Source organism: Weeksella sp. HMSC059D05 (assembly GCF_001809725.1).
In the GTDB taxonomy this organism is placed as follows: Bacteria; Bacteroidota; Bacteroidia; order Flavobacteriales; family Weeksellaceae; genus Weeksella; species Weeksella virosa.
In genome coordinates this window covers 1-17,900 of record NZ_KV798524.1, presented here as the reverse complement: position 1 = coordinate 17,900, position 17,900 = coordinate 1, and the positions used below count along the sequence as shown (strand labels likewise).

Annotated in this window: 16 protein-coding genes; 9 read left to right on the top strand and 7 right to left on the bottom strand. The window is 35.4% G+C overall.

Annotated features, from left to right (window positions below):
* Positions 1 to 32 precede the first annotated feature (32 nt).
* Both HMPREF2660_RS02655 and HMPREF2660_RS02650 read left to right on the top strand, forming a co-directional pair.
* A complete protein-coding gene (locus HMPREF2660_RS02655; RefSeq protein ID WP_013597984.1) occupies positions 33 to 968 on the top strand; it encodes a ribose-phosphate pyrophosphokinase in 936 nt (311 codons plus the stop codon).
* Between the two features lie 39 nt (positions 969 to 1,007).
* Positions 1,008 to 1,628, top strand: a complete 621-nt coding sequence (locus tag HMPREF2660_RS02650; protein WP_013597983.1) for a 50S ribosomal protein L25/general stress protein Ctc — start codon at positions 1,008 to 1,010, stop codon at positions 1,626 to 1,628.
* A 215-nt stretch (positions 1,629 to 1,843) separates the two neighbouring features.
* On the opposite strand, the gene HMPREF2660_RS02645 is transcribed toward HMPREF2660_RS02650, so the two are convergent.
* Both HMPREF2660_RS02645 and atpD read right to left on the bottom strand, forming a co-directional pair.
* Entirely contained in the window at positions 1,844 to 2,137 is a 294-nt protein-coding gene (locus HMPREF2660_RS02645) for a F0F1 ATP synthase subunit delta/epsilon (RefSeq protein WP_013597982.1), read from the bottom strand.
* 78 nt (positions 2,138 to 2,215) lie between these two features.
* Positions 2,216 to 3,724: a F0F1 ATP synthase subunit beta gene (gene atpD, locus HMPREF2660_RS02640; protein ID WP_013597981.1), complete on the bottom strand. Its 1,509-nt coding sequence runs from the start codon at positions 3,722 to 3,724 to the stop codon at positions 2,216 to 2,218.
* Positions 3,725 to 4,230: 506 nt separating this feature from the next.
* Between atpD and HMPREF2660_RS02635 the strand changes: the two genes are divergently transcribed.
* A complete protein-coding gene (locus HMPREF2660_RS02635; RefSeq protein ID WP_013597980.1) occupies positions 4,231 to 5,157 on the top strand; it encodes a bifunctional riboflavin kinase/FAD synthetase in 927 nt (308 codons plus the stop codon).
* A gap of 64 nt (positions 5,158 to 5,221) precedes the next feature.
* Here the strand turns inward: HMPREF2660_RS02635 and HMPREF2660_RS02630 are convergent, their stop codons facing one another.
* The gene (locus tag HMPREF2660_RS02630) at positions 5,222 to 5,596 is read right to left on the bottom strand and encodes a hypothetical protein (RefSeq protein ID WP_070485542.1); all 375 of its coding nucleotides are present in this window, start codon (positions 5,594 to 5,596) and stop codon (positions 5,222 to 5,224) included.
* Positions 5,597 to 5,607: 11 nt separating this feature from the next.
* Complete coding sequence (locus HMPREF2660_RS02625) at positions 5,608 to 5,820, bottom strand: hypothetical protein (RefSeq protein WP_013597978.1); 213 nt, start codon at positions 5,818 to 5,820, stop codon at positions 5,608 to 5,610.
* Positions 5,821 to 6,591: 771 nt separating this feature from the next.
* Here HMPREF2660_RS02625 and HMPREF2660_RS02615 point away from each other — a divergent pair.
* A complete protein-coding gene (locus tag HMPREF2660_RS02615) occupies positions 6,592 to 7,599 on the top strand; it encodes a TQO small subunit DoxD (RefSeq protein WP_013597976.1) in 1,008 nt (335 codons plus the stop codon).
* A 107-nt stretch (positions 7,600 to 7,706) separates the two neighbouring features.
* Here HMPREF2660_RS02615 and HMPREF2660_RS02610 read toward each other — a convergent pair whose 3' ends face one another.
* Entirely contained in the window at positions 7,707 to 9,179 is a 1,473-nt protein-coding gene (locus HMPREF2660_RS02610; RefSeq protein ID WP_070485541.1) for a potassium/proton antiporter, read from the bottom strand.
* A 136-nt stretch (positions 9,180 to 9,315) separates the two neighbouring features.
* Here HMPREF2660_RS02610 and HMPREF2660_RS02605 point away from each other — a divergent pair, with 136 nt between their 5' ends.
* The gene (locus tag HMPREF2660_RS02605; RefSeq protein ID WP_126414869.1) at positions 9,316 to 9,522 is read left to right on the top strand and encodes a hypothetical protein; all 207 of its coding nucleotides are present in this window, start codon (positions 9,316 to 9,318) and stop codon (positions 9,520 to 9,522) included.
* A gap of 67 nt (positions 9,523 to 9,589) precedes the next feature.
* Here the strand turns inward: HMPREF2660_RS02605 and HMPREF2660_RS02600 are convergent, their stop codons facing one another.
* Positions 9,590 to 10,144 carry a hypothetical protein gene (locus tag HMPREF2660_RS02600; RefSeq protein WP_013597974.1) on the bottom strand — a complete coding sequence of 185 codons (555 nt, stop codon included), beginning with the start codon at positions 10,142 to 10,144 and terminating at the stop codon, positions 9,590 to 9,592.
* An 89-nt stretch (positions 10,145 to 10,233) separates the two neighbouring features.
* Positions 10,234 to 10,506, bottom strand: a complete 273-nt coding sequence (locus tag HMPREF2660_RS02595) for a hypothetical protein (protein WP_070485540.1) — start codon at positions 10,504 to 10,506, stop codon at positions 10,234 to 10,236.
* Between the two features lie 405 nt (positions 10,507 to 10,911).
* Here HMPREF2660_RS02595 and HMPREF2660_RS02590 point away from each other — a divergent pair, with 405 nt between their 5' ends.
* The 4 genes from HMPREF2660_RS02590 to HMPREF2660_RS02575 form a co-directional block, all read left to right on the top strand.
* Complete coding sequence (locus HMPREF2660_RS02590; RefSeq protein ID WP_070485539.1) at positions 10,912 to 11,820, top strand: PQQ-binding-like beta-propeller repeat protein; 909 nt, start codon at positions 10,912 to 10,914, stop codon at positions 11,818 to 11,820.
* A complete protein-coding gene (locus tag HMPREF2660_RS02585) occupies positions 11,756 to 12,448 on the top strand; it encodes a T9SS type A sorting domain-containing protein (RefSeq protein ID WP_070485538.1) in 693 nt (230 codons plus the stop codon). The genes HMPREF2660_RS02590 and HMPREF2660_RS02585 overlap by 65 nt, the downstream gene beginning before the upstream one ends.
* A 3-nt stretch (positions 12,449 to 12,451) precedes the next feature.
* Positions 12,452 to 15,715, top strand: coding sequence for a hypothetical protein (locus tag HMPREF2660_RS02580; RefSeq protein WP_070485537.1), 3,264 nt, complete (start codon positions 12,452 to 12,454; stop codon positions 15,713 to 15,715).
* A gap of 12 nt (positions 15,716 to 15,727) precedes the next feature.
* A partial coding sequence (locus tag HMPREF2660_RS02575; protein ID WP_168160782.1) for a DUF6443 domain-containing protein occupies positions 15,728 to 17,900 on the top strand: 2,173 nt, incomplete at its 3' end.

Sequence of the window (17,900 nt, the reverse complement as noted above, 5' to 3'; positions counted from 1 at the left end):
ATTTGCATAGAAAAAAAACAAACGAAACAAAAATGGAACAATCAGCATTTCTTTTTACCACTCGTGGATCGCAACATTTAGCCGTGCGCATTGCAGAATATTATGGTCAAGAATTAGGAAAACTAAAAGTTGTTGAATTTAGTGACGGTGAATATCAACCAGCATTCGAACAATCGATTCGTGGAGCTCGCGTATTCTTAATTGGTTCAACTTTTCAGCCGAGTGATAATTTGATGGAGTTATTATTAATGTGTGATGCTGCAAAAAGAGCTTCGGCCAAAAACATTACTGTAGTAATACCCTATTACGGATATGCGCGACAAGATAGAAAAGATGCACCTCGTGTACCTATTGGAGCAAAATTAGTGGCGAAAATGTTACAGGCTGCCGGTGCGACACGTGTGATGACGATGGATTTGCACGCAGATCAAATTCAAGGTTTTTTCGAGATACCCGTAGATCACTTATATGCATCAACCTTATTTGTAGATTACATAAGTGGGCTGAATTTGGATAATCTCACGATCGCATCTCCGGATATGGGAGGAGCAAAAAGAGCGCAGAATTATGCAAAACACTTCAATGCAGATATTGTAATTTGCCACAAAGAGCGTAAAGTTGCTAACCAAGTAGAAAATATGATGCTGATAGGAGATGTAGTAGGGAAGAATGTAGTTTTAGTGGATGATATGATAGACACAGCAGGAACACTCTGCAAAGCTGCTGATTTAATAATGGAAAAAGGAGCCCTATCTGTCCGAGCGATTGCAACGCATCCTGTTTTATCTGGGCAAGCGTATGAGCGTCTGAATAACTCTCAATTGGCAGAAATTGCCGTAACCGATTCGATTCCATTAAAAAATAATTCTGTATCTAAAATAAAAGTGTTATCTTGCGCACCGCTTTTTGCCGATGTGATGCACATGGTACATAGCAATAAATCAATTAGTTCTAAATTTATAATCTAATTGATTCGATAAAGAAACTTTAATTATTTATTATATATTATGAAATCAATTACAATCCAAGGTGTAAAAAGAGAAAGCGTAGGTAAAGTTGCTACTCGTGCCTTACGTAATGCTGAACAAGTACCTTGTGTTGTTTATGGAGGTCAGGAAACAATTCACTTTGCTGCTGATGAAAAAGCATTCAAAGGCTTGGTTTATACCCCAGAAGCACACACTGTAAATGTTGAGCTCAATGACGGAACTAAAGTACATGCCATTTTGCAAGACATTCAGTTTCATCCAGTAACTGACCGTATCTTGCATGCTGATTTTTACCAATTAAAAGACGACAAAGAAATTACTATCGAAGTTCCTGTGCGTTTGGTAGGTCGTGCGCGTGGTGTTGTTGCGGGTGGTGTTTTACGCTTCAATATGCGTAAACTGAAAGTAAGAGCTATCCCAGCAAATTTACCAGACGAAGTTGTTATTGATATTACATCAATGCGAATCGGTGCTAAGAAATATGTAGAATCATTGAAAAACGATAAATACACATTTGCACACCCAGATAATTCAGTAGTTGTAGCAATCAGAACTTCTCGTAATGCAGTTGCAGATGACGATGAAGATGAGGAAGAAGGGGCTACTGATGCACCTAAAGAAGAAGGAGCAGAAGGATAAGATTTTTCGTTTCTATTATCATAAAACCACTTTACTTTTGTTAAAGTGGTTTTTTTGTATAGATGAGGATTCTGAGTATTTTAGGTGTATACATTTGCGAAACTAAAAGCATATCCAATCGATTATATTTTTATGTAAGAGGCGTGGGTGGATAAAAAAACACCGACTAAATATCTTTTAGTCGGTGTTTTTTGTTAGATAAATTAACAAGGGTTTTAGCTTGCTAATACAGAGATAAAGTTGTTATTCATCTCTAGGATTCCTCCTTTGATATCGAACAAATACGTATGTTGATCTGCAGGAGAATTGTATACTTTCCCCGAAGCATTGTCAAAATCTTTAAACGTATCCGAATGTACTTTTATTTTTATAGTTCCTTCACCTAGAGTAGCAACAATAGGAGCGTGGTCTTTCATGATCTGGAATTCACCATCTTTCCCTGGTACAGTAACCACATCTACTTCAGCATCAAAAACCACATATTCTGGAGTGACTATTTGTAAACGCATATATTCTTTTTTTTATAAAGAGTACTTAGTCTTGAACAACGTAAGTACTCTTCATTCTATTTGTTCGTGTTATCTTAGTTATTTAGCTTCTGCTAACATTTTCTCACCTGCTTCGATTGCTTCTTCGATTGTACCGCGTAGGTTGAAGGCAGCTTCTGGATATTGGTCAACTTCACCATCCAAAATCATGTTGAATCCTTTAATGGTATCTTTGATATCTACCAACACACCAGGGATACCAGTAAATTGCTCAGCCACGTGGAACGGTTGAGATAAGAAACGTTGGATACGACGTGCACGGTGAACTACCAACTTATCTTCTTCTGATAATTCTTCCATCCCCAAGATCGCGATAATGTCTTGCAGAGCATTGTATCGTTGTAAGATTTCTTTTACACGTTGTGCAGTATCGTAATGTTCTTTTCCTACGATTTCTGGTGTAAGAATACGTGAGGTAGAATTTAGTGGATCTACAGCAGGGTAAATACCTAATGAAGCAATCTTACGGTCTAATACTGTGGTTGCGTCTAAGTGTGCGAATGTGGTAGCTGGAGCTGGGTCAGTTAAGTCATCCGCAGGTACATACACAGCTTGTACAGAGGTAATAGATCCGTTTTTGGTCGATGTAATTCGTTCTTGCATAGCACCCATTTCTGTTGCCAGGGTAGGTTGGTATCCTACTGCAGAAGGCATACGTCCTAATAGAGCTGAAACTTCTGATCCTGCTTGGGTAAAACGGAAAATGTTATCTACGAAGAACAATACGTCTCGTCCTGGTCCTTTACCATCACCATCACGGAAATATTCTGCCAAGGTTAACCCTGTTAAAGCTACACGAGCACGTGCTCCAGGAGGTTCGTTCATCTGCCCGAAAACGAAAGTTGCTTTCGAGTCCTTCATTACTTCTTTGTCTACTTTGTCTAAATCCCATCCGCCTTCTTCCATAGAATGCATAAAATCATCACCATAGCGAATAATTCCTGACTCTAACATCTCGCGCAATAAGTCATTCCCTTCACGGGTACGCTCACCTACACCCGCAAATACAGATAAACCACCATGTCCTTTTGCGATATTGTTAATCAACTCTTGAATCAAAACGGTTTTCCCTACACCTGCACCACCGAATAAACCAATTTTACCACCTTTTGCATAAGGTTCGATAAGGTCTATTACTTTGATTCCCGTAAATAATACTTCGGTAGAAGTAGAGAGGTCTTCGAATTTTGGAGCCGGACGGTGAATAGGCAATCCGTTGTCTTTGTCAAGATTTCCTAAACCATCGATAGCATCACCCACTACATTAAACACTCGACCATTGATTGATTCACCAATCGGTACCATGATGGGTTTACCTAAAGCGACAACTTCTTGTCCGCGTTGTAATCCGTCTGAACTGTCCATTGCGATACAACGTACGGTATCTTCACCAATGTGTTGCTCAACTTCTAAGATAAGCGCTTCTTTTCCATCACGAGGAACTTCTAACGCATCGAAAATTTTTGGAAGGTCTTCTGCGTTATCAAAAATAACGTCGATAACAGGTCCAATCACCTGTGAAATTTTACCTTTTTGTTGATTTGCCATTATCTCGAATGATTTAGTTTTAACTATTTGGGTGCAAAGGTAATGTATATCAATCGATTTTACAGCACGCTTTACAAGATTTTTCTCATAAATAAGCTAGAGTGCTCTACTAAACTTCTTTTTTTGCTCTTTTTCGACTCTGTTACTCATCATTGACTGAAGTTTTTTCTGATAATTGGCATAGTTTTCTTCAATTTTTCTTGGTTATTTGTTTGAATCACATCAATCGTTAGGAGTATACTTCCTAAGAGTTTTCCTCTAAAAGTTCTATATCGATCAGGTGAAGCGTTTTTTGTACTCTATTTCTGTATGCTTGTGCGTTAATGAAATCTCCCTAATAAGTGTAGAAGTGAAATTATACCCAACATCTTTTAATCTCACTCTTTAAAATATTTCAGACTTTTTTTGTTGTATTTAAATTATCAATAATATGCACCATATATATCCAAATTATTTTTCATTTTGCCAAAAAGGTTTAAACAGCTTACATTTGTAAAAACAATAAATTGAAAGTTTTCTCTTCCATAGAAGCCTGCCAAAACATCCAAAATCCCGTGCTCACTTTGGGCATGTACGATGGGGTACATAAGGGGCATCAAAAAATTATACAGCAGTTGAACACCATTGCAAAAGAAGTAAACGGTGAAAGTGTGTTGATGTCTTTTGATCCACATCCTCGGTTGGTTTTACAACCCGATTTTGATTTGGAACTAATTTCCACTCTCAGCGAGAAAAAAGAAATATTAGCTCAGAACGATTTGCATAACTTTGTTATACAGTCTTTTACACGTGAGTTTTCGCAAGTAAGTGCGAGAGATTTTGTGGTGGATTACCTCATTGGTAAAATAAATGTTCACACCTTGGTGATAGGATATGATCATCATTTTGGCAAAAACCGTGAAGGAAATTTTGAGCAATTGACAGAACTTTCTAAAGAATACGGTTTTAATGTGGTTCGGATTAACGAGATTTGTGAAGGCGAAACTCCTATCAGTTCAACCAAAATTAGAAAGGCTCTAAAAACGGGAGATATCGAATACGCTAATAACGCTTTGGGGTATAACTTTACCCTTACTGGCGAGGTTATCCATGGTGATAAATTGGGGCGAACTCTCGGTTTTCCTACGGCCAACCTGAAGTTGCCGGCTTATAAGTTGGTTCCCAAGACGGGCGTCTACGTTGTGCATGTGCAGATAGAAGGGAAATTGCATTTGGGCTTGCTCAGCATCGGTTACCGTGAGACAGTAACGGATAATAGTGAATTGCGTGTTGAAGTAAATATTCTTGATTTTGAAGGCGATTTGTACGGCAAGATTTTAAGTGTAGAAATAATGGGTTTTATTCGTAACGAAAAGAAGTTCAATTCCTTAGAAGAGCTTACAGAGGCCATGAATCACGATAAAGAGTATGCGATAAATAATTTTTCGGTCTAATTTGTATTCTACCAAAAACTACGTCTAATAGTAAGCAATCTGTTACTTTTTTTGATACAATTTGTTAGTTTGTAATTTTGGTGGGATGATTGAAAAATTTTAGAAATATAAGAGATCCAATAAGGTATAATACTATATCGATAGGGTCTTTTGTGAAGCCTTTATTCCAAATCGGAAAAATAAATTCAGTCAAAATACTGACGATTATCCAAACTAAAATTATATATTTTTTTGGTAGGATATGTTGATCATCAAACCCAAAAAGCAAACGTCTTTCCCATAAAAGAGCATGAAGAAGCATCGGCATTAGTAATATTGGGTCGAGATAATTATCAAGAAAAGGAAGCTTTATTTGCAACAGTTTTTGACTGATTTGATGAACAGTAAAAACCAAAATGGTGGTAATAAACCATGGTCGAAAAATCTGTCGCCACCTCATTTTCTAAGAAATCAGAAAGTAATCAGGAAAATAAGCGAAAAAATCAAGAAAAAAACCGGTGATAGAATAATCGCTAGGATCGCTAGAGGCACACGCCATAGGAGTTGGAGGAGTTCGTAATCTTCGTTTTCTTTGTTTTTGGTCGCCCATCTATAAATATCGATGTAATAATCTTTGAATACTTGCTTCAGTTGTTTGAAATAGCTTTGGTTTTGTTTTTTCATCCTTCTTTTATCGCGTATTGTACAAAGATACAGTAAAGTAAATAAATGGTTCTTTGGTGGGAGCATGAAAGATGACGTTCTTTTTATTAAGTTAAAGGGTAGCAATAGAGGAGGTAGTGAAGACCAGGTCTAATGGTTTACGATCTATGTATTAGACGCTCGTTTGAACATTAGCCCGCAGACAGAACAAGTACTCCAACCTCGTTTTTTCTACAATCACTAGACAGTAGCTGTATCATTTCTTGATTATTATTTCTTGGTTTTATTTAATAAGGATACAGAAAAAACTGTTTTAAGGTAAGTTTAACATAGGGCCAATTAAAAAACTGTATCTTTGTAGCGATGTTGAAAAAAGAGAACCATAGCAAGAACTTCAGACTCATTCTGTTAATGTGGTTTGTTTTGTTTTCGTTAAGTCCCTGTATCGTTAAGGGGGCGTTGTTCCATTCAGTAAATACCGACTATACCAAACCCCTCAACAAGTCCAAGGCAACTACTTCAGTAGGCAGTTGTTCGTATTCGCAAAATGAATATCAACAAATTTTAGTTGTAAAAGAGACGAAGATCTACAAACTAATCGAGCCGATTGATATCGTAGATAAACCATTTTTCACGATACTTCCTACCAAGGTTTACAGTTATCATTCAGATACATCTTCTGGCAAGAGTCCGCCAAAATATATCTTATATAAACGATTGAAAATTGATTTAGCGTAAATTTTCTCACGCTATCACCATTATTTTTCACGTTTAGTTAAAATATAAAATTCAATGAAACATCACATTGGCAGTGTATTTAGCAATGCCGGACTTTTTACGTTGCCGCTACGTTGGGTAATCGGCTGGACATATTTTTCTGCTTTTTGGCGAAGATTAATTCTAGACAATAAGCTTATTCCGGAAGAGGCGGGCTATATAGGCGAAAAATTCAATCACTTTCTTCCCAATGCTTTGTTTATCAAACCACTTATAGAATATTTGGTTTCAAACCCTGATGCATTACAAATTTCGATGATTACTTTTACAATCGTCGAAGCCGTTGTCGGTTTATTTATTATTCTCGGTTTATTTACAAGGCTTATGAGTATTGGTATATTCTTTTTGGCAATGGGAATTCTTTTGGGTTCGGGCTGGATAGGTACTACATGTTTAGATGAGTGGCAAATCGGTGTGTTGGGGGTGGCAAGTGGATTTGTCTTGTTCCTCACAGGCAGCAGCACTTATTCTTTAGACAATTACCTGAAGAATAAACCCTATCCGTTTACCGAAAAAAAATGGTTTGCTTTTTTAGGTTCGGGCGAACTTCCGATCAAAAATCTAGCTCCAAAAGTTCTGGTAATGTCGCTCATCATTTTGGGATTAACTTTGTTTACCAACCAATATTTTCATGGAGGGGTTTTGGGTACACTTCATAACAAATCCGTAAAACCTAAAGTAGAAATTTCAAATATTCAGCATAACGGCTCGCAACTTACTTTTCAATTATTCAGGGTAGAGGGTGCAGATGTTTACGGTTCGTTTTTGATTGGTATACAGGTTTTAGACGAAAATAATCAGGTTGTTAAATCCATTGGGCAAGAAGAATTGGCGAGTTTCCCGAAAGAAAAAATCAATAATCATTACGTAGCAAAAATCAAATCGGGAAAACATAGTCTAATTATACCGCTTGGTGCAAAAGCCGATATAACAATAGATTTGGAGGAGATTACACCCCAAAATAATTATACTTTGAAACTGATAGACATTAGCGGAATTGAGTGGATTGCCGAAATTAGATAACAGATTTGTAGGACAAAGAAAAAGCTATCGGCGTTGGCTGATAGCTTTTTGTTTTTGTTGTGTATGATTAATGAAAAATCTTCTTTTTTCGGAGTGTTGATGTTTTTTTATGTGGTGATTGGCATTTGCAGTTTTTTCTCGACATTTGTAAAATCTTCTTGGCTATCGGCAAGAACCATTAAAACATCATTTGCTTCTATTTCTGTTGAACCGACTGGTCGAATATACTTTCCATTTCTTTTTATCATTATTATGAATGCCGATTTAGGGAAGTGTAAATCAACTATTCTCTTATTTACTGCATGAAAATCAGGCGTAATTTCGAATTCTTGTAAAGAAGATTTAGGTAGCTCTAAGATGAGTTTATCTGTTTCGTTCATCGACTTATTCTCTTCTGGCAATGCAACGTTTAGCCATTTGGCAACTACAGATATGGTTGTGCCCTGAATAATTACAGAGGTAACTGAAATAAAAAACACGATATTGAAAATCATATTTGCTTTGTCTATCCCTGCCAAAAGTGGATAGGTAGCAAATACAATAGGAACTGCACCCCGCAAACCAACCCAAGAAATGTAAAGTCTTCTTCTTAGTTTCATCTTAAAGAACATCAGACTAAGAAAAACACTAAAAGGTCTTGAAACAACGATTAGGAATAGGGAAATAAGTAAACCAATGCCAAAATATGGTATTACTTGAGATGGAGTTACCAATAAACCTAAGGTCAAGAACAGAGCTATTTGCATAAGCCATGCTTGTCCATCAAAAAACTTTAGGATGGTTTTTTTGTGGATAAGGTCTTGATTGCCTAGGTAAACAGAACAAATATATATGGCAAGAAAGCCATTTCCGCCAACAAAGTCGGTTGCAGAAAAAGTAATGAACATAAGGGCGATAACTAAAACTGGATAAAGCCCTTCGAAGTCTAATTTTAAGTTGTTGATGATTAATTTACTCAATTTTCCAAAGCCAAAACCTGCAATACCGCCCAATATCATTTGCTGGAAAAAGAGTGGAATGATAGAATATATATTTTGGTCTTGATTGATAACTAACGTCAAAAATGCAATAGTCAAAACATAAGCCATTGGATCGTTACTACCACTCTCTAGCTCTAATGTCGGACGCAAGTTGGTTCTTAATGCAAGGCTTTTTGAGCGTAGAATAGAGAATACTGCTGCAGCATCGGTCGACGAAACAATAGAACCCAAGAGCATACTTTCATAAATAGTAAAGTCGGTAACATACCAAACAAATGTTCCAAGGGAGAGGGCTGTTAACAAAACACCAAAAGTTGACAAAACAAGTCCTTCTTTTAGGACAGGTTTCACCGAATCCCAGTTTGTGTCTAGACCACCAGAAAACAAAATGAAATTTAATGAAATTACACCAATAAATTGAGCTATTTGTGGGTTGTCGAAGTAAATGCCGCCAATACCGTCTGACCCCGCCAACATGCCTATTGCCAAAAAAAGTAATAAAGTCGGAACACCAAATTTGTAAGAAGTTTTACCTACTATGATACTTATGAAAAGCAATATAGAGCCAACTAATAGTATATTTTCGACTGTTAAATTCATTCTTTTTTCTAATATCAGTTTGCGCAAATATACTTTTTATGGTTGGATTATTCGTTCTGTAAAGCAAAAAAATTGCTCGTTTCTATGATTATTTTTTCGGGATTTGGTACGTTTTTCGGCTAAATATGTGAGTTTTTTGATAAAAAAAGAAGAAAAAAGAGTTATTGGAGAGGAAATTAGTATAGAACTTCAATTTGGTATTAAACCCAGTTTTTATAAAAAAAATTATTATTTTTTTCTTCTTGATAACGAACAAATATTCCCTAAAGCTGTAAATATTGCAGGTGCAAAAATAGCGAGTGCTTTTACCTCAGATCCATTATTCTATACGCTTAGTTTGTAATTCGTAATACAACTAATTTTTGTTTCTTCGAAACGATAAGGTTGGGCAAAAAAAGTTCGCTTGTAAATTATTCCCAATTAACTTTTAAGTCCCTAAATTCTAAATTACTTCTAAATTCTTTTCTAGATTCTTGAAGCGTACTAGTTACTTGAAATCGAAACAACTTTAAATAATCAGGTTCGTTTTCTATATCGTTAAAAGAAAAATTAAGTTTTAAAGGAATATTCACTGCAAGTTTTGGAAAAGGACTGCTTGATTTAAATAAATTAACTTTATATTCATTGCCCTCTAAATCAATTATCGAAAGATCATTAACGAAAAGCTGTTTGTTTGCATCTTTAGATTCAACAAGAAAAGTAATTTCAATAGTCTTTTTTGCTCTATTGCCTTTGACTTTAATTATTTTATAAAGATTATTAGCCTCATTTTGCTCGAGAATAGCTTTGTTTATAGCTAAAGTTTTTTTCAAAGAAATATTTTCAGTTCTAATAGCATCAATATCTTGCTGAATTGTTTTAATAGTAGATTTAATCTCTTGAATCTCCTTTTTTAATTCTTCATTTGTCTGTGCAAACGATTGATTGGTAATGAATAAGAAAAATAAAAGTAAAAAGTATTTCATGTTTTTTTAACAAAGATACTGTTTAGTGTCAGATTTAGAAAGTCTAAAATTTTAGGATACAGTCTCTGATTTAGTCCGAGTGTATTTTTTTAAATCATTGATGTTTCGTATATACTATAGAGAATACCAGACTCTAAACCTTGATGTAATTTTTCATCTTCTCCAAAGATTAGATATTTTAGTTGATTTTTCAAATATTCTAATTGATTAAAATTATGATTGTTTTCCATAATAATTATATATTGAATTATAGTTAATAAATTTTCAAGACCTATTCTAGTTATGGAATTAACGTCAATTTCGAAAGTTTGACGATCAACATCAAACTTCAAAGTTTCTTCAATGAAATCATCCTTTGCCATACAAGTCTTACTTCAAAATTCAAAAAATTACTTTGTAAAATCAATATAAGTGTTTGTTTATAAGCTAATTAAATTTAAAAAAGACTAAATAATACATTGATTGTTTTTTTAGAAAAGCAAACAACTCTGTGATAAAATGTCGGAACAGAATTTTAGCACTGTGTTGTGGTAAAGTGCGGATATCAAAATGAAAAGCCACAATCCAGCTGCAAGAAATTAAATGAATTGTGGCGATTGTGAAATGAATTTTTGAAATCGGCAAAGGAAATTTGAAAAATAATGGATGTATTGTCTAATACTATAAGCTACACAGTGTTAAATACAAGTAAATAAATAAGCTTACACCTTTTTATTTAAGAAAAACTTAATAAGTTTAACACAAATTAACACTATAATCTATCATTGATGAAAAGAATATTTCTACTTCTTTTCTCTGTTGGTACGTTTTTGCAAGCACAAGAGTATGCATATGATGCTGTTCTTTGGCAAAAAAGTATAGGCGGAGAACATGCTGAATATTTATACCACGCCCTTGCTACACCCGATTATGGCTTTTTGTTATTGGGCAGTTCAGTTTCGGATGCTACAGGTCAAAAAAACAAAGCCAATCAAGGGAAGTTAGATTATTTTGTATGGAAAATCGATGAAGCTGGCAAACAAGAGTGGCAACAATCTTTTGGTGGAGATGAAAATGACTTTTTGACCGCTGGCGCTCTTACAAAAGACGGTGGTTATATTTTGGGTGGATATTCAGAATCTTCCGAAAGTGGTGATAAAACAACCAAATCTTTTGGTTTAGCCGATTATTGGGTCTTGAAATTGGATGCTGCTGGTAACATTCAATGGCAGAAAACCATTGGTGGTTATGGGAATGATGAATTGATTTCGATTATTCAAACCCAAGACGGTGGATATCTGTTGGCAGGAAACTCTGATTCACCAAAATCAGACTTAAAATCCGAAAATAGTTTAGGCGGTAAAGATTATTGGATCGTAAAATTAGACCCAAAAGGGGAGATAATTTGGGATAAAACCCTTGGCGGAGAATACATCGAAGAGGTAAAAGCGATCTATGAAACCAAAGATGGATTTGTTTTGTTTGGACAGACCAATTCACCCGAAAATGAAAAATTCAACGATTTTGATTGGGAGGTTATACTGTTAAGCAAAACAGGTGAACTGCAAGCCGCGATGCGTTATGGCAATGAAAACGATGATATTTTGAATTCGGTTTATTTTGATAAGGAGAATGAAATTTTTTTTTCTAGCAGGTGTTTCACAAAATCAAAACCAACGAAAACTCAGCATCATTAGTTTAGATACCCATCTGAATCAGTTGAAAGAAACATCGACCGAAATCGATTCGCATCAGATTATCAACAGCTTACTGATGACCAAGCAAGGTGACTATTTGTTGGCAGGAAGTAATTTGGGTTATACCAAAACTAAAAATGGCGAGCAAAAACCAAGCAGTGCATACAACAGTTTTATATTGAACCAATACGGCGAAGAGAAATGGACAAAAACCTTGAAAAGTGATGGCTTTGATTATTTGCAAATTGCCATTGAAACCCGTGATGGTTCGGTGGTGTTGATTGGGAATTCCGATGCATCCAACGCAGCCGATAAAGAAATTGCCAGCAATGGACAACAAGACTTTTGGATGGTGAAATTGGGCAATAAGCAGACACAAGAACAAACTGATAGAACCTATATCGAAGCATATCCAAATCCAACACGCGATTATGTAAACATTTTAATCAACCAAGAATTTGAGAAAGCAAACGGAAAAGTCATCAATCTGAACGGTCAACAATTGCAAGAATTTACAATCCATTACCGCACCACACCTGTTGATTTACGTCACTATCCTTCAGGTGTTTACATCATTCAACTGCAAATCGATAATCAAACCGAATCTATTAAAATTATTAAAAAGTAACTTATGAAGAAGATTGTTTTATTAGTCGTAATATTTAGTTTACAAAGTGTTTTATTTGGGCAAGAAAATTCATACAATTATAATATTGATTTATATCCAAAATCACCTGAGGCATATGCATTTGCAAAGTTTGTGGATATACCAGCAGGGAGTTTTACTGGAGTGGCAAATTTTAGTATTCCAATATATTCAATAGAAGTAGATGGACTCAAAATACCAATTCAATTAGACTATGCAACAACAGGTGTCAAAGTTGATGAAATTGCTTCGCGAGTAGGTTTGGGTTGGAATTTAAATGCAGGACCATCTTTAAGTGTTCAAACGTTAGGTTCTAAAGATGGTAACACTAGAATTAAAATTGATCCTAATACTTTTTTCCTTAATGATGATAATACACATTCTCATGATAAAATTATAGCGGATGAAATAGCTAAAGGGGAGTATGATGCTAAACCTGATTTATTTTCTTACAGTTTACCTACAAGTAGCGGAAAGTTTATTATGGACGCGAGTGGCATAAATGCTATACCTATTCCTTATGAACCAATAGTTGTCAATAATGAAGGTGCCAAAATTATTATAAAAGATGATAATGGAAATACATATTATTTTCATTTATCAATGAACACCTTAAATTATAATTCATGTGCAACTAATGTACTCTCAGATAAATCAAATTATACTTACTATTTAGATAAAATTATTACAAAAAATGGAAAAGTTATTCAATACACATATGATCATTCTGTTAGTACATTCTATGCTACAGGATTTTCAGAACAAAAAGAAATTGATTATATGAGAGGCTATCCTGATGATATTCCTCCTCCAGTCAATCCATTTTGTTTATACTATAGTTATTCAAATGAACCTGTTTTGAAATCAGTAATTTTTGGTAATAATAACATTATTGAATTTAATTATAATATTCATAAAAGTAAACGAGTAAGAGAGGATTTACCAGGAGAAGTTTTTTTGGAACAAATAATTGTCAAAGAAAATAATAACATTATTAAAAATTACGCAATAAATAACACTTATTTCATAGGAGACACGTCGTATATAAAACCTTATCAATTTGAGAGATTATTTACAGTATATGGGGCTAATTTAAAAAATGGAATAGATAAAAGATTAAAATTATCTAATGTATTAGAAAGTCTTTCAGGATCAGAATATAAATTAGAATACTATGAAAATAAAAAGTTACCACCTAGATTTTCTTTTGCACAAGATTATTGGGGTGTCTTTAATGGAAAAAATAATCAAGCTTCATCATTAGCACAAACACTTATATTTAATTTTCAAGGACAACCTAAATTATATGGAAATGCAGATAAATCGCCAAATATTGAATATGGAATTATAGGTAATTTAAAAAAAATCACCTATCCTACAGATGGTTTTTTAGAAATTGAATATGAAGCAGATCAACATTGGCAAAAAGATAGCTATCAAATAACTTATGGAGAGGCTAGTTTTACATATAACACTAGAGATTCACAAACATATATAAATGTTGAAATTCCTAATCAAGACGTGTCTAACATTTATTATCAATTTACAGGTGATAATGACGATGGAACTAGTCATGAAACTGTCGGGAATTGTAAATTATTACTTATTGATCAATCAACAGGCAACAACATACTTACTAACCCATATGAATATACATCTGCATTTGGTAGTAACGGTATCCCGTTAAATTCAAATTTACTACTTGGCAAAAAATTAAGAATGTCTATTGAAAAAGGATATGATCATTGGAATGAATCTGAAGTAAATTGTTATGCTACATTAAATTGGATACAAGAGAATAGGAAAATGGTTCCAGCGCATAACGAAAGTATTGGAACTATTAGATTAAAAAAAACTAAATTGTTTGATGGTCAAGACTCATTAATAAGGAATTATAATTATAATCAATTTACTGATTCACATAAGTCGAGTGGAGTATTAAATGGAGAAAATAGATTTAGATCTCATTATACAGTAGCTATACCAAAAAGTAAGGCATATATGAATCCGAAAACAGCATATCAAATAATACACACTAATAATCCTGGGTGGCAAATAAACACAGTATTTGGTAAGTCTATAACATATAGTAACGTGACAGAGGTGTTTATTAATTCAAAAAATCAAGATCAAAATTTTTTAAAACAATCAACATTTAGTAATTCACCATGTCAAATACAATTTGATCCTAATAGTTATATAAATTTTAATTATCCAATTTGTCAAAATACTTCATTAAACAGTAAATTATTATCTGAAAAATTATTTGATAATCTAGGTAATCCTATTCTAAAAAAAGATTTTGATTATAATATCAATTTTGACTTAAATAAAAATTCGACGAATTATAGTGTTGATAATAGAACTAGTTTAGAATATGGGGTTGATTTAGTTTTAATATCAGAAGGAAATTCATCATTATTTGGAACTTCTAAATATGCCTACAGTTTATTCCCTATATCTAATTCATGGATCCAAAACAAAAAAACCACCACAACAGAATATTTCCCTACAGGAGAGGTAGTAACAACAGTAGAGAATAATTATTCACCAACATATAAACATTTATACCCAACCAATACAATCACCACCAACTCCAAAGGCGAAACCCTTATGACGGAATACCAATACCCACCAGACTTAGCTACAGGTGGTAACACGGTTTGGGACAAGATGGTAGAGCGTAATATGATTGGTATGCCTGTGAGAACCAAAACATCAAATGATGGAACAGTACTATCAGAACAACGGACGGTTTACAATAACTTTGGAGAGCTTATTTTACCCCAATTCGTATATGCCAAAAAAGGAGAAATGGGACAAACCGAAGCAGTAGCCGATCGCAAAATCACCTACAACAGTTACGATGCCCAAGGCAATCTCACACAATACACCATGGAGAACGGCATACCTGTATCCATCATTTGGGGTTATAACGGACAATACCCTATCGCTAAGATTGAAGGCAAAGCGTACTCTTCTATAAGCTCCCATGCAGAGGTGCTCATAGCAGCAAGCAATTCTATATCTGGATTGAATGTTAATTCGTTCAATGCTCTAAGAAGTTCATTTCCTGATGCTCTGATTACAGGGTATATATATCAGCCATTGGTCGGAGTAACCATGATAATACAGCCAAATGGACAATCAGAACATTACAAATATGATGCTGCTGGACGATTAGAAGAGGTAAGAAATCATCATGGAGAAATCATAAAATCTTTTGAGTACAATTATGCACAACCTTAAACCTAAAACAAGATGAAAAATAACACCAGACTTTTTTTATTTGTAGTAGGTTTAGGACTTAGTACAACCACCTATGCTCAAAGTACCACCGAAAACTTTGTGAAAAGCACCGAATGTTTAGACAAGAATTGCACCGCCAAAAAAGAAGCTGTCACTTATTATGACGGTTTGGGGCGCGAAAAACTGAGCATCGTAAAAGGTGCTGGTAGTAGTGCCACAGGAGGTTTAGCCACCAAAATTACCTACGATGGTTTTGGACGAGTGGACAAAGAATATTTACCCGGGACAATTGCTAACCTCAATTACGGTGAACCTAATCTATCCGTTTATGGAACAGAATCAAACAATGCCTATTCGCAAAAAGAATATGAAAACTCACCGCTGAATCGGGTATTGAAACAAGCTGCACCAGGTGGTACATGGCAATTGGGCAACGGCAAAGAAATCGAATTTGCTTACCAAACCAATACAGCGAGTGAGGTGCTGAAATTTGGTGTTAGCAATCCGACCACAACACCAACCCTTACCCTGAGTGGTAAATATGCTGCCAATCAACTTTATAAAACGGTGACCACCGATGAGAACGGGCAACCGATGGAGGAGTTCAAAGACAAAGAAGGAAAAGTACTGCTCAAACGCATCCATATTGTCAGTACAGGGAGCAATAATTCTAACGGAAATCACGATACTTATTATGTCTATGATGTGTATGGCAACCTGACCTTTGTATTGCCTCCTCAATTGATAAAAAATGCCAACAATAGCAGCACGGCATCTTCGTACATCAACCGATTGAATGAATTAGGTTATCAATACAAATACGACCATAAAAACCGTTTGGTCGAGAAAAAACTACCAGGTAAAGGATGGGAGTATATGGTCTATGACAACCAAGACCGATTGGTGGGCACACAAGATGCCAATCAAAGAACCGAAGGGGTTTGGCTGTTTACCAAATACGATAAGTTTGGTAGAATTGCCGTTACGGGTAAGGCATGGGATCCAGGCACACGAACTGATGTTCAAAATTACATCAACCAATTAGGCAGCAACAACGTCTCAAGGGGGTCTGGATATCAACAAGATAATATTCAAATTTATTACAATACAGACGGTTTTGGAGCAAATAATCATGTTCTAAGCGTTTATTATTACGACGATTATCCGAGCTATCCTTTGGGTGTAAACACCACTGCCAATGTACAAGGGCATGCGTTGGCAAAGGGTACAAAACTCAAAGGATTACCAACTCTTACCGTGACCCGCAGTTTAGATACCTGGGAAAACAACACATGGAATTTTGAATATGCCTATACCCTGTACGATGCCCAATACCTCTATGTCGTTAAAAGCCACAAGGTAAACTATTTGGGCGGTCATACCATTGTCGAAAACCAATTAGATTTCAGAGGTAAACCACTCCAAACCATTACCAAACACAAACGAAAAAGCACAGATACCGAAATCACGGTCAAAGAAACCTTTAGCTACGATCATTTCGAACGATTGAAAAATCAGACCCATCAAGTAAACAACAGTAAGGTCGAAGTCATTGCGCAAAACACCTACAATGCGATTGGACAACTCAGCCAGAAAAAAGTGGGCAACAGTACATCAACGCCTTACCAAACAGTGGATTACACCTATAACATCAGAGGTTGGTTGACCGATATCAACAATGTACATGCCACCCCTACTATGGAGACAGGTGGAAAACTCTTTGCTTTTCATATCAGCTATGACCAGCTCCGCTACAGCGCTGCACGTACTGAAACTGCACGCGCATTGTACAACGGTAACATTAGCCAAACTTTCTGGAAAACACCCGCTCAGTCTTTGCGAAGCTACGATTATCAGTACGATGGTCTTAACCGTTTGCTGAATGCAACTTTCTACAAAGGAACTTCCACTACCCAGAAAAACTATTACGATGAACAATTAAGTTATGACCACAACGGTAACATCACCCAACTGAGCAGAAACGGAACGACCGAAACAGGCACGCCTGTCCTTATCGACCAGCTGAGTTATCACTATCAGCAACAGTCGAATAAACTGCTAAAAGTAAGTGACCACAGCAACCACAGCGAGGGATTTGCCGATGGCACGAATGCCGGTGATGACTATGTGTACGATGAAAACGGAAATCTCATACAAGATTTGAACAAAGGAATTTCCGAAATCA

Coding starts and splice junctions, on each gene's coding strand:
- HMPREF2660_RS02595 (WP_070485540.1), bottom strand. CDS start 10,506: ATGGCAAAGGATGATTTCATTGAAGAAACTTTGAAGTTTGATGTTGAT.
- HMPREF2660_RS02580 (WP_070485537.1), top strand. CDS start 12,452: ATGAAGAAGATTGTTTTATTAGTCGTAATATTTAGTTTACAAAGTGTT.
- HMPREF2660_RS02630 (WP_070485542.1), bottom strand. CDS start 5,596: ATGAGGTGGCGACAGATTTTTCGACCATGGTTTATTACCACCATTTTG.
- HMPREF2660_RS02610 (WP_070485541.1), bottom strand. CDS start 9,179: ATGAATTTAACAGTCGAAAATATACTATTAGTTGGCTCTATATTGCTT.
- HMPREF2660_RS02590 (WP_070485539.1), top strand. CDS start 10,912: ATGAAAAGAATATTTCTACTTCTTTTCTCTGTTGGTACGTTTTTGCAA.
- HMPREF2660_RS02600 (WP_013597974.1), bottom strand. CDS start 10,144: ATGAAATACTTTTTACTTTTATTTTTCTTATTCATTACCAATCAATCG.
- HMPREF2660_RS02655 (WP_013597984.1), top strand. CDS start 33: ATGGAACAATCAGCATTTCTTTTTACCACTCGTGGATCGCAACATTTA.
- HMPREF2660_RS02615 (WP_013597976.1), top strand. CDS start 6,592: ATGAAACATCACATTGGCAGTGTATTTAGCAATGCCGGACTTTTTACG.
- HMPREF2660_RS02585 (WP_070485538.1), top strand. CDS start 11,756: ATGAAATTTTTTTTTCTAGCAGGTGTTTCACAAAATCAAAACCAACGA.
- atpD (WP_013597981.1), bottom strand. CDS start 3,724: ATGGCAAATCAACAAAAAGGTAAAATTTCACAGGTGATTGGACCTGTT.
- HMPREF2660_RS02625 (WP_013597978.1), bottom strand. CDS start 5,820: ATGAAAAAACAAAACCAAAGCTATTTCAAACAACTGAAGCAAGTATTC.
- HMPREF2660_RS02650 (WP_013597983.1), top strand. CDS start 1,008: ATGAAATCAATTACAATCCAAGGTGTAAAAAGAGAAAGCGTAGGTAAA.
- HMPREF2660_RS02645 (WP_013597982.1), bottom strand. CDS start 2,137: ATGCGTTTACAAATAGTCACTCCAGAATATGTGGTTTTTGATGCTGAA.